The sequence below is a fragment of the Micromonospora sp. RTGN7 genome (assembly GCF_033804645.1).
GTDB lineage: Bacteria > Actinomycetota > Actinomycetes > Mycobacteriales > Micromonosporaceae > Micromonospora.
The window spans coordinates 710,833-722,961 of record NZ_JAPZLF010000001.1 but is presented as its reverse complement, the minus strand read 5'-3'; the positions used below and the strand labels follow the sequence as shown (position 1 = coordinate 722,961).

Here is a 12,129-nt window from a genome sequence, read left to right as displayed (position 1 = left end):
GCCCCGAGCAGGAGAGGAAGACCGTGGCAGAGGACACCGAGAAGGAGCTGAGGGCCCGGCTGGCCCGGCTGACCGGAACCGCCCGCACGCGCCCGCTGCTCGAACTCTTCCAGATCCTCGCCAACCGGTACTGGCGTGCCGGGCCCGGGCGGCCAACCGCCCTGCCCATGCTCGACGAGGCGATCGACTGCCTGGCCGAGGCGTACGGCCTTCTCCGGCCCGGCGACCCGATGCGGGCACAGGTCGCCAGCCAGCTGGGGTGGTTCCTCGGCACGCGGCAGATCGCGCACGGCGGCCCGGAGAGCGACCGGCCGCGGGCGATCGGGCTGCTGGAGGAAGCGCTCGCGGCGTCCAATCTGCCGCCCATGTTCACGTGCATCGCGCGGTTAACCCTTGGCCAGCTCCACCTGGTCACGGTGGTCCGCGGGTTGCAGTCGCTCGACATGTCGAGCCTGCTGGCGGGAGCGGGCCACGGGCCCGCCCGCACGGAGGCGGACCAGGCCATCGACTGTTTTCAGCTGGTGCTCGCCGGTGACCTGCTCAGCACGGAGATGGCCGAGGGAACGCGGACCATGCTGGCGTGTGCCGAGACGGTGCGGGACCTGTTCGTCGGAATCGACGCCGGCACCGGAACCGACATCGACTTCGGGCCGATGATGCGGGCGATGGCCACGCTGCAGGAGGTGCAGCAACGGATGGCGGACGGGGTGGAAGCCGGCACGATGCCGCGGCTGCCGAACCTCCTCGGCGGGCGGGCGACGGCCGCCGTGGACCCGCTGGACTACCCCGTCACGGTCCTGCGCGGGCCGGAGCCCGCGCCCGGCGACGGCGACCGTGTCAGGCGGTCGGCGGCACCCGTCGACCTGGCGACGCTGCGGCGCGCCCTGCGGGAGCGGGTGGCGGGCGGCGGCGACCCGCACGCCGCCTTTGCGGCCCTGCTGCGCCCGGACGCGCCGCCGCCACCGGCCGGGCTGGTCGACGACCTGGTGGGACTGGCCACCTCCGTCACCCACGCGGCGGGTGCCACCGCCACCGCCACCGACCGAGTCGTGCTGGCCGTGGCGCTGTACCTGCGCGGTCGCGACGACGCCGACGACGGGTGGGGGGACGCCGACGACGACGTCCGGGCCTCCGCCATGGCATTGTCGACCGCTGCGGATGCCCTGCCCGCCGACCCGTCCGGTGCCGTTCCGCTCGCCGTCGACCTGGCGAGACTCCTCGACGGGCGCAACCCGGAGGGGCGGATCGGCGACGCCCTCCACGAACGGTTCGTCCCGGTGGCGCAGGCGCTGCGCGGCGTCCGGGTTCAGGCCCTGGCCTGGTCCCGGCCGAACGGGACGCGCCTGCTGCTGCACACGGACGACGGCAGGTTCCGCGATGGCCGCCCCGACGGTGCCCTGCCGCCCCGGGTCGTGGTCGTCGGCGCCGAGCCCCTGCCCGACGACGACGCCGTGGTCTCCCACGTCGCCTCCGCCCGACAGGCGGGCGAGTTGGCCGGGCGGGTCCCGCTCCGGGTCACCGAGGCCCCGATGCTCGTGGTAGACCCCCGGGGCGGCCACGACAACGCGAGCCTGGTGCGCCTGTGCCGCCGCCTCTACCCCCGGGCGGTCGTCCTGGGGCGCGCCGATGGGGGCAGCGACGGCCCCGGCACACCGGAGGAGGTGCGCCGCCGCCTCGACGCGTCGATGCTGCACCTGACCTGTGGCGTCAGCGCCACCGGGGCGCTGGAGCTGGCCGGGCCGGCCGACCTGGACCCCGCCTCGATCACCGGGTGGACGACGCGCACCGCAACCGAGGGCGGCCTGGTCGTCCTGCCGCCCACCGGCGACGGGTCCGTTCCGCTCGCCGAGGCGTTCCTGGCGGCCGGCTTCACCGGGGTGGTGGGCTGGGCCCGGCCGGTGCCCCGCCCGGTCGCCACGCTGATGCTGGCCGTCCTGCACACCGGCCTGGTCCGCGGCGGCCTGCGGCCGGCCGCCGCCGTTCGCGCGGTGCGCCGCTGGCTGGCGTCCCCGAACCGTAGGACGCCGGCAGGGCTGGCACCGGCCCCCATGGACGTCGCCGGCCCGACCCTCGCGGACCCGGCGTACCGCAGCGCCATGGTGTACCACGGGATCTGAGCCGGCCCGCGCCGCCGGCTCAGATCCCGGGCTCGGGAACCTCGATCACGAGGGGAACGGTGACGGTCACCCAGTCGTACGCGCCGTCCTCGGCGGACGCCACCAGGTCGCGGTGCTGGACGGTGCGACCGACCCGGTCGAGGAAGCCCTGGACGGCGAGCGGCCCCCGGGCCGCGTCGCGCGGGTCGTCCAGCGCCGGCATCTCGAACGGCTCCGCGCTGAACTGCTCCTCCGCCACCACCAGCTTCAGCCAGTCCCGCGCCCGCCTACCCGGTTCGACCACGGAGCCGGCCGGCAGGGACGCCACCACCCGGCGTCCCCGCAGGGCCGCCGCGCGCCCGCCCGGGGCGACGTAATCGCCCGGAAACAGGTCGGCGTGGACCCGGAACCGCTCGGTCAGGTCCAGCAGGACGCAGAACAGCCGCCGGTCGCTGCGGTTGTGCAGCCGGACGAAGACGGTGGGCGGCACCCACCCGGCCGGGCCGGGCTCGTAGCGGAGCCTGACCACGCCGTCCCCGTCCGCCTCGACCGGCGCACGGGTGAGCGGCGCGATCGTCTCCCCCGGTCGCGCCGCGACCACCTCGACGGCCACCGCGCCCGCCAACCCGGTCACCGGGTTCGTGAGGTCGCGCAGCTGCCGCCACCGGGCGATGTGCTCCAGCGCCCGGACGGCCCGCCGCGCCCCGCCGCCGACGACGTCGGTCAGCTCCCCGGTCAACCGGACGCCGTGCCGGTCCTCCACCCGGGCTATGCCCGAGCGCGGCGTCCGTACCCGCAGTTCCGGGACCGTGTCGGTGCCCACCGGGTCGACCGGACGCAGGTGCGCCGACGGCCCGCCGTCCGGCCCGGCCGTGCCGAGCGCGGCGAGGACGGCGGCAGCGGTGGCACCGTCCTGGTCCGCGCCGCCCACCGCCACGGTGGTGGCCGGCAGCGGCACCCGGCTGAGCACCACCCGGTACTGCCTGTCCGGCTCGGGCCGCCACCCCACCGGCTCCACCAGGCTCCGCTCGGCGAGCAGCTGGACGGCCTCGGCCTCCCGCGCCGGCGGCCCGCCGACGACGGCGACGCGGACCGCGCCGGCCGTGGCGTCGGGGGGCGGGAACAGACCGTGACAGCTTCCCGCGTTGACCTCCCACCCGTCGCGGGCGTACCGCAGCACCAGGCCGGACGGCGGCGGCGCGAGGCGTCCACCGAGGAAGGGCCGGTCGGCGATGCCGCGACCGGGCGGAACGAGCTGCGGCACCTGCCGGTACGCGTTCTGTTCCACCTCGGCCTGGGCGGCGATCAGCAGATCCCGGTACGTCGCCGTCGGGCCGAGCCGGCCGAGGGCGCGCAGCAGCGCCCAGCTGAACAGCCCTCGCCGCCGGCCGCCCAGGTCCATCTCCTGCGCCGCCTCGTGTGACCGGCTGGCGGCCAGGACGACGTGGTCCGGCGCGGGCGTCGACGGGGGCTCGTCGCCCGCCAGCTCCGGCAGCAACAACTCCCGCCCCGGCGACGCCGGCATCGGCTCCACCGCGCGGGCCCGCGCGCCCGGTTCCCGATCCTCAAGTTCCCGGGTGGCGCCCGCGGAGTGGCAGCTGTCGAGCACCACGGCCACGTGTCCCGCCCGGCGGGCGACGGCGTCGAGCAGGATCGACAGCTCCTTGTCCAGCAGGTCGGGCACCCCGCCGTGGCGGCTGTCCGCGCAGACCAGGGTCTGCACCATGTGGGACGGTTCGGCGTACCACCACTGTGGGGCAGGAGCCTGCGATCCGTGACCGCTGAACCAGAACAGGGCGGTGTCCCCGGAGCGGGCCCGACCGAGATGGGACCGCAGCGCCCCGATCACCGCCGCCCGGGTGGCCTGCCCGTCGGACAGCACGAGCGCGTCGAGCTCGACGCCGGGGGCCGTGCGGGTCTGCAGGTAGGCCAGGGCGTCACCGATGTCGACTCGGCACCCGCGCAGGTCGGACACCGCCGGTGAGCGGTACCTGTCGATGCCGACCAACAGGGCGTACAGGGTGCTCATCCGGCCTCACCCAGGCCGACGTACAGCCAGCCGTGTTCGACGAAATCCTTGGCTGGCAGGTCCACCGTGACCGGGGCGAACTCGGCCGGCAGGGGTGGTTGGGTCGCGTGCGCGATGACGTCCTGGAACAGCACGTCGGGCAGCCCGAGGACGAAGTCGACCGCCGGTCGGGCGGCCAACGCCTCCCGTAGGGGCGGGCTGTCGAGGATGCGGTGCACCGCGACGGCCGCCACGCCGACCCAGCCGTTGGCCGCCGCCTTGACCAGTCCCCGGTGCAGCGCGACCCGCAGCCGCAGCCGGTCCGCCGGTGCCCGGCCGGTGTTCAGCTCCCGTAGGTGCCGCTCCAGGCCGCGCACCAGACGGGAGATCACCACGGTCTCGTCGATGCCGACCGGCAGCACGGTGAACTGGCCGTCGCCCTGCGGTTGGGGGGTGACGTCGGAGTCCGACACACCGGCCGCCCGCCGCGCCAGGGACAGCAGCGCGACCAGGTCCCGCTGGACCTGCTCGGCGGCGGTGGTGCTGCGTCTGCTGTAGCCGGACACGTCGGCGGCCATGCAGAGCCGGACCGCCGCGCCGTCCACGGTGCAGCCCGGGGAGAGCGTCTCGTCGAATCTCACCGACTCGCGCAGGCCGGCGCTGTACCGCTCCCGGCCACCGGCGACCCGCACCCGGACGTCGAGGGTTCCGGCGACCCGCGTCGTCCCGGCCGGCAGCTCCAGCAACGCGTGCATGCCGTGGACGCGGGGCACCAGCAGCTCGCCGCGCGGGTCCTCGTACGTCCAGCCGAACTCGTGGCGGTGAATTCCGAAGACGTGGGCGCGGGGCGTTGCCGCCCGGCTCGCCAGCCGGCGCAGCCAGCCCGGACGGCCCTGGGCCGCCGCCACGACGTGCGCCGCGGTCGGCGAGGTCGGCTCGGCGTCATCGGCCGGGTAGGTCAGGCCGAGCGCGCCACCGTCGCCGTCCAGCCGCGCGGCCAGCGCCCGCACGTCGGCCAGCGTCACCTCGAAGCACGCGGCCGTGTACCGCTGCCCCCTCGGCAGGGCGGCGAGGTCGAAGGCGAACAGCACCCCGACGTACGACCCGCCTGTCGCCTCGGCCCGGCGGCGCAGGTACACCGGCAGGTCCCGGACGGGCACGGGGTACAGCAGGGGCCGCCCGCAGCGCACCGGGATCGGGGCGGTGGCCGACCTCCCGTCCGGGGCCCGGCCCCCGGTCGGGACCAGTTCGCCGTCGGCGAGCAGGTCGGCTTCCCGTAACTCGTCGACCGCGCCCTCGCGCGGGTCGTCCGCGCCGGTCACCGGGCCGCCCCCGAGACGCTCGCGACCCCGCCTCGTCGCACGGGCGCGACGTACCGCCAGGTGAACGCCGCACCGCCCAGCTCCACGGTCTCGCCCGGGCCGCAGGTGCCGGCCTGCCGGCCGACGGCCGAGCCGTCCGGGGAGTAGCGGATCACCAGGTGGATCTCGGAGGACGCGGCGGAGGCACGGGACGCGGTCACCTCGCCGTATCCGGGCAGCCCCGCCGATCCGGCGGTGAGCGCGGCCCGACGGCCCGCCAGCGGCAACTCGCGCTCCTCCCCGCCGGGTGCGCGTACCCACAGCGTCCCGGCGAGGGGCGGGGCCAGCCGCCGCCGGCGCACCCACCACCCGACCCCGGCCAGGGCCAGGACCAGCAGCAGTGCACCGCCGGTGACCCACCACCTGAGGCTGCCGCGCTCGGCGGAGAGGGACACCCGGGTCGCCCCGCCGTCCAGTCGCGGCGCGAAGGCCAACCCGAGATCACCGGTCAGTACGTCCGCCCACGGTGAACCCACGTCGCCACTGAGGGTCAGCGTCGTACTCGCCGTGACCTGGGACAGTGGCGCCACCCGGCGGGGTCCGGCGTCCCACTCGACGGTCACCGGCACGGTCGCGGTGCCGCCGACGGGCAGCTCGACCGGGCCGGCCGGCACCGTGACCCGGAGGTCCGGCCGGTCACTGCGCACGGCGAGGTGATCGACCACCAGCGGGATTCTCGTGGCGGTCGACCGGAGCCGGACCTCCAGCCGGGTCCGGCCTGCGGCGATCCGGCCGGTGGCGGCGGGCCAGGTCACCTGGATGCCGTGGGACACGTCGTCGCCGAGCACATTGCGGGCCTTCGCCGCGCGGGCTGCGGACTTGGGCTGCTCCAACTGCTCGCCCAGCCGGTCGATCGACGCGGGGGCGAGAATCCGGGCACCCGGGTAGACCCTGGCCAGCAGCGGCGCGCCGGTCGACCCCGCCAGGGGCACGGCGTACGCGTTCAGGGAGGCCTTCCGCAACGACCGGCCGGCCCCGGCCAGTTGGTTCCACGCGTACCCCTGCTCGAACGGGTACGCGCTGCCGGTCGGTGGGTCGTGCCGCCCGTCGGTGAGCAGGACGACCGTGGCGATCTGCGGCGCGCCCTGGCGGTTCAGCAGCCGCAGGCTCGTCTCGATCGCCGCGCCGATGTCGGTGTGTTGCCCGTCGGCGGTGCGCGGCAGCTTGCCGACGACCTGGTCGGGGAAACGGCCGGCCGGGCCGTCGTGGACCACTCTCGCCGAGTCCGCGAAGGCCACCAGGGCGATCCGGTCGTCCGGCGCGAGCGCGGCGAGGAACGACCGCAGGGACGCCTTCACCCGCTCGTACCGCCCGCCCTCGCGCATCGAACGGGACACGTCCACCAGCACCACGTAGTCGCCCGCCACCCGGTTGACGCCGAGCGCCGCGTACACCTCGTCGCCGGCCGCCGGGGCCGCCGTCACCGGGCCGCCGGGCAGGCCCACGGCGGTCAGCGCCGCGAGCACCGCCAGGAGACCCGCGGCCGTACGTCGAACACTGCCCACCTGATCGCCCTCCGCCCGTGCCGTCCGTCGACTGTGCCTGACGGACGGGACCGCCCGACGTCGGCGACGCGGTCCGTCAGACATGACCGAGACGCCCGCCGCGGCAGCGGAGGGGACCAGGGAGGGAGCACGGGGTGCACGAGGAACCGCAGGGTCCCGCCGAGGAGGAACCCGCCGTAGGGGCGGGCCCGCAGGTGGGCGTCCCGGAACCCGTCACGGGCCCGGATCGGCTGGACGATCTGGCGCAGCGGCTGGGCGGCGAACTGGCCGGGCTCCGGGCCGAGGTCGCCCGCGAACACCACCGTGCGGCGGCCCGCGAGCAGGTCATCGACCGGCTGCACGAGGAGAACCAGCGCCTGCGTGCCGGCGAGCGGCTGCTGCTGCTCCGCCCGTTGCTGACCGACCTCCAGCGGCTGCGCCACGACCTGCTGCGCACCGCCGCGGGACTGCCCGCCGGGTTCGACACCGCCGCGGCGGCGGACCTGCTGCGCAGCTACGCCGCCAGCGTGGAACTGACCCTCGAACGGGGTGGTGTCACCGTGCTGGTCCCGGTGCCCGGTGCCGCGTTCGATCCGTCGACGCAGCGGGCCACCGGGACGGTACCGGCCGTCGACCCCGGCCAGGAGGGAACCGTCGCCGAGGTCGTCCTGGACGGCTACCACGACGTCGAGGCCGGGCGCACGGTCGTGCCCGCCGCGGTCCGGGTTCACCGCTGGCTCCCCGACCCGGATCTCGCCCCGGCCGGAACCGGGCCGGAGCCCGCGAGCACCACCCAGCCCACGCCCAACCCGTGACAACCCGAGCGGACCAGCGGACAGGAGCACCATGTCGGACGAGAACCTGACCTTCTTCGGCATCGACCTGGGTACGACGTACTCGGTCGTTTCCTACATCGACGAAACCGGTCGGCCCGCCGTCGTCCGCAACGTCATCACGAACGACGAGACCACCCCGTCGGTCGTCTATTTCGAGGAGGGCACCGGCGAGGTGGTGGTGGGCGAGGCCGCCAAGCGGGTGTCCCGGCTCTACCCGTCCCGGGTGGTCGAACGGGTCAAGCGGAGCATGGGCAGGGAGGCGCAGTGGGAGTTCGACGACACCACGTACACCCCCGAGTCGATCTCCGCGCTGATCCTCAAGCAGTTGGCCCAGGACGCCGAGTACTACACGAAGCGCCCGGTACGCCAGGTGGTGATCACGGTGCCGGCGTACTTCGGCCTGCTGGAGCGGGACGCCACCCGCAACGCCGGCACGATCGCCGGCCTCGACGTCGTCGAGGTCGTGCCCGAGCCGGTCGCCGCGGCGCTGCAGTACGACCTCGGCGGCGAGAGCAGCCGGACGGTGCTGGTGTACGACCTGGGCGGCGGCACCTTCGACACCACGGTCATCCGGATCGACGCGGACACCGTCGAGGTGCTCTGCACCGACGGCGACCAGCAGCTCGGTGGCGCCGACTGGGACGCGCGACTGGTCCAGTACCTGGTCGACGAGTTCGTGGGCCACTCCGGGCCGGCCGACGATCCGACCCTGGACGAGGAGTTCATGCAGGATCTCGCACTGACCGCGGAGGAGGTCAAGCAGCAGTTGTCGACCGTCACGTCGCGCCGGGTACCGATGCGCTACGCGGGCGCGTCCACGTCGGTGGAGGTCACCCGGGATGCGTTCGAGGAGATCACCCGGGACCTGCTCGACCGGACCGTCGAGTACACCGAGCGCACCTTGAACACCCTGGGCGACAAGCTGGGGATCGCCGATCCGGCGGCGGCCATCGACGAGGTGCTGCTGGTCGGGGGCTCCAGCAAGATGCCGGCCGTGGCCCGGCGGCTGGCCGAGAAGTGGGGCTGGACGCCACGCCTGCACGACCCCGACCTGGCGGTGGCCAAGGGCGCGGCCCGCTTCGCGCTCAGCCGGGCGCTGTGGGCGTGGGACGGGCAGGGCGAGGCGCCGACCGCCGAGGAGAAGCAGCAGCGGGCGTCGGCGCTCGCGCTCACGCTCGGGGTGGACGAGGAGTCGCTCTCCAACGCCAGCAGGCGGATCGTCACCGTCCTTCCGAAGTCCTTCGGTGTGCGGCTGCAGGACACCTCGGCACCCGACTGGCGGTCACAGCCGGAGAAGATGTTCGTCGGGCACCTGGTCCACGCAAACGAGGCGCTGCCCATCGAGGGCCGCAAGCTGGACGCCAGCACCGTCGAGGACGGCCAGACCGCCATCCAGATCGCGATCTACGAGCAGGCCGGCGCCGCCGAGAGCCCCGACCTGACGGCGAACAAGCCGGTGGACCGGGGCGCGGGGGTCATCGACGGCCTACCGCCGCTGCCGAGGCACTCGCCCATCGCCATCACCATGGGCGTGAGCCCGGGGGGAGAGCTGAGGCTGCACGCGGTCGAGCCGACCTCTGGGCAGGAACTCACCATCAACGTCCAGGTCAGCGTGCTCAGCGAGGACGAGGTGCACCAGGCCCGGGAGGTCGTCGCGGCGCTCACGGTACGGGGCTGAGCTGATGGCGTTCGACCAGCGCGCGTACCTGCGGGACGTGATCATGCCGTTGCGGGACCAGCCCGGCGGACTGTCGCCCACGGACCTGGCCCGGCACTACGCGGTCACCCCGGACATGTCCCCGGCCCAGCTCAAGAAGCACCTGACGGCGATCCGGCGGCTGTGGAACCAGCGTTCGGGCGGCGTCGACGCGGGGGCCCGGGTCTGCGCGCAACTGTTCAGCCGGGACGAGCAACTGCGCAACGCGCATGACGAGGACATGTTCGAGCCACGGTGGTGGCAGGAGCGGGCCGAGGAGCACAACCGCGGGTCCCGCGCCGAGTCCGAGCGGTTCGCCCGGGACCTCGCCCGGGCGTACGGCGCGCTGGGCCGGATCACCCGGGGCCAGCTCAAGGAGATCGCCGGGCACTGGCCGGGCCTGGACGCGGGCCAGATCGACGAGGCGGTCCGACGCGCCGACCTGGCGGTGGTGGATCCGGTCGAGCTGCCCACCAGCTCCGGCATGGAACGCACGGCGTACCGCGCCCTGGCCCGGCTCCAGGACCTGCTCGGCGCGCCCACCGTCGTCCAGGTGGTGCACCCCGACGGCGCGCCGTTCCGGCTGCTCGGCCCGGAGGCGGTGGCGCTTGACGCGGCCACGGTACGCGCCCGCACGCAGGAGGCGAACCGGTTGGCCGACGCCGCCGCGGTCCGGACCCGGAAGGAGGCCCTGGGCCTGCTGGAGCGGGCCGTGAGCAACGGCGTGGACCTGCGGGCGCTCGCGGTGTTCCAGGTCGTCGAGCGGCTCCGGGCCGGGCGGGCCAGGGGAATCGCGGACGGCATGCTGGTGCCGATCGCCACCGACGCCGGACTGGCGCAGGGCGACGCCCAGTCGGTGGTCGCCAGCCTGCCGGTCGACGCGGACCCCGAGGCCAGCCCGGCGGACAGGATCCGTGACCTGGTCGCCGACGGGCAGCTCCTCGCGGCCCGGCAGGCCCTGGCGGTGCTGCCGACCGACGACCCCCGCCACGACGAACTGCGTAGTCAGGTGGACGCCCTGTTGGGCGAGGTCGAGTCGCTGCGGCGGGAGGCCGACGAGGCGGCCCGGACGGAGCGCGAGGAGGAGGCGGCCCGGCTGCTGCGCTCGGCGCTGCGCATCGCCGGTGACGACGACGGTCTCGCCGATCGGCTGGGCGCGCTCGCGCCGCCGCCCCCGCGCGACCTGTCGGCGCGGGCGGTGGACATCGGTGTCCGCCTGACCTGGACGGCACCGCCCACCCCGGCGGCGGAGGTCCGCTACCGGGTGGTCCGCGCCGACCGCCCGCCCCGCTCGTCAGCCGCCGGCGAGGTGGTCGTGGAGGGCTCCCTGACGGAGGCGACGGACGGGGCCCCGCCGCCCGCCCGGCCCCTGCACTACGGCGTCTTCGCCAGCGTCGGCGGGGACTGGTCACGGCCGGCGACGGTGCGGATCCTGGTGGTGCCGCCCGTGGTGGCCGTGCGGGTGTGGGTGCGCCCCGACGCGATTTCCTGCGCCTGGCGGGCGCACCCGGCCGCGGAGGGCGTGCGGGTGCGGCGCACCCTCGGCCGGCCGCCGGCCTCCCCGCAGGACGGTGAACCGGTGACCGCGAGCCACACCGGGCTCTCGGACGACACCGGCGACGGCAGTACCGACCGGTACTACGGCATCGTCACGGTCTACCGCGACGAGCACGGCGAGGAGGTCGCCTCGCCGCTCGTGGTGGCCCGCGCGGTGCTGCGCGACACGGCCCCGCCACACGTGGAGCGGCTGCGGGCCCACGTCACCGCGGTCGACGCGCAGACCGCGACAGCCCAACTCGCCTGGCTCACCCCCGCCGACGGCACGGTGTCGGTCCGCCGGTCCGAGCTGACCCCGTCGTGGGCGGCGGGAACGCGGATCCGCCGCGACGAGATGGAGGGGTACGGCGAGGCACTGGTCAGCGACCGACTTGAGCAGGGGGCGGAGACCCTGCTGGAGGTGACCGTCCCGAGCGGGCGGTTCGTGTACGTGCCGTTCACCGTCGACGCGGCGACCGGCACCGCCGTGGTGGGCGAGCCGGTCCTGCTCGGGGTGACCGAACCGGTCCGGCAGCTCGTCGTCCGACGCACCGGGGACGAGATCACCGTCGCCTGGGTGTGGCCGCCCTCGGTGCACCTGGTGGAGGTCACGTTCACGTCGCCGCACGGCCCGCCGGTGGTCCGGCGGCTGACCCGTGGCCAGTTCACCGAGTCGGGCTGTCGCATCCCGGTCTCCTCCGGCGGCGGCCGGGTCTCCGTCCGGACGGTCGAGCGCGGCGCGGCCGGGGAGACGTTCTCCGTCCCCGAGTCCGTGCCGGTCGACCGCGTCCCCGTGGCGATCGGGTACCACCTCCAGCGCGTCGGCGGGCCCTTCAGCCGCAAGCGGCTGCTGAGCGTCGACGTCGACCGGCCGTGTGAGGGGGTGGAGCTGTTCCTCGTGGCCGCGTCGGGCCTGGCCATGCCGGTACGACCGGAGCAGGGCACCGTGCTGGCCCGGGTGACCGGTCTCCGCCTCCAACCGGACGCGCCGTGGCAGCTGCCCTTCACGATGCCCTCCGGCCTGGCCAGGCCGTACTGGCTGCGTTGTTTCGTGATCCAGCCGACCGGGGCCCGGGTCACCGACCCGATCCATGAGATGAAGGTGTCCTGAC

At 75.1% G+C, this 12,129-nt stretch carries 7 protein-coding genes; 4 read left to right on the top strand and 3 right to left on the bottom strand.

Going from position 1 to position 12,129, the window contains the following annotated elements; genetic code table 11:
- Positions 1-23 precede the first annotated feature (23 nt).
- On the top strand, positions 24-2,117 hold the full coding sequence (locus SNR22_RS03125; RefSeq protein ID WP_320064878.1) for a CHAT domain-containing protein: 2,094 nt from the start codon (positions 24-26) through the stop codon (positions 2,115-2,117).
- 19 nt (positions 2,118-2,136) lie between these two features.
- Here the strand turns inward: SNR22_RS03125 and SNR22_RS03120 are convergent, their stop codons facing one another.
- Genes SNR22_RS03120 through SNR22_RS03110 form a run of 3 tightly spaced genes read right to left on the bottom strand, consistent with a single transcriptional unit; the run spans position 2,137 to position 6,970 of the window.
- Positions 2,137-4,125: a caspase family protein gene (locus SNR22_RS03120; RefSeq protein WP_320064877.1), complete on the bottom strand. Its 1,989-nt coding sequence runs from the start codon at positions 4,123-4,125 to the stop codon at positions 2,137-2,139.
- Positions 4,122-5,426: a hypothetical protein gene (locus SNR22_RS03115; RefSeq protein ID WP_320064876.1), complete on the bottom strand. Its 1,305-nt coding sequence runs from the start codon at positions 5,424-5,426 to the stop codon at positions 4,122-4,124. The genes SNR22_RS03120 and SNR22_RS03115 overlap by 4 nt, the downstream gene beginning before the upstream one ends.
- Positions 5,423-6,970, bottom strand: coding sequence for a vWA domain-containing protein (locus SNR22_RS03110; protein WP_320064875.1), 1,548 nt, complete (start codon positions 6,968-6,970; stop codon positions 5,423-5,425). The genes SNR22_RS03115 and SNR22_RS03110 overlap by 4 nt, the downstream gene beginning before the upstream one ends.
- 134 nt (positions 6,971-7,104) lie before the next feature.
- Between SNR22_RS03110 and grpE the strand changes: the two genes are divergently transcribed.
- From grpE to SNR22_RS03095, 3 genes are read left to right on the top strand one after another with little or no spacing between them, the layout of a single operon-like run.
- A complete protein-coding gene (gene grpE / locus SNR22_RS03105) occupies positions 7,105-7,764 on the top strand; it encodes a nucleotide exchange factor GrpE (RefSeq protein WP_320064874.1) in 660 nt (219 codons plus the stop codon).
- A 31-nt stretch (positions 7,765-7,795) separates the two neighbouring features.
- The gene (locus tag SNR22_RS03100; protein WP_320064873.1) at positions 7,796-9,463 is read left to right on the top strand and encodes an Hsp70 family protein; all 1,668 of its coding nucleotides are present in this window, start codon (positions 7,796-7,798) and stop codon (positions 9,461-9,463) included.
- A 4-nt stretch (positions 9,464-9,467) separates the two neighbouring features.
- The gene (locus tag SNR22_RS03095; protein ID WP_320064872.1) at positions 9,468-12,128 is read left to right on the top strand and encodes a hypothetical protein; all 2,661 of its coding nucleotides are present in this window, start codon (positions 9,468-9,470) and stop codon (positions 12,126-12,128) included.
- Position 12,129 lies beyond the last annotated feature (1 nt).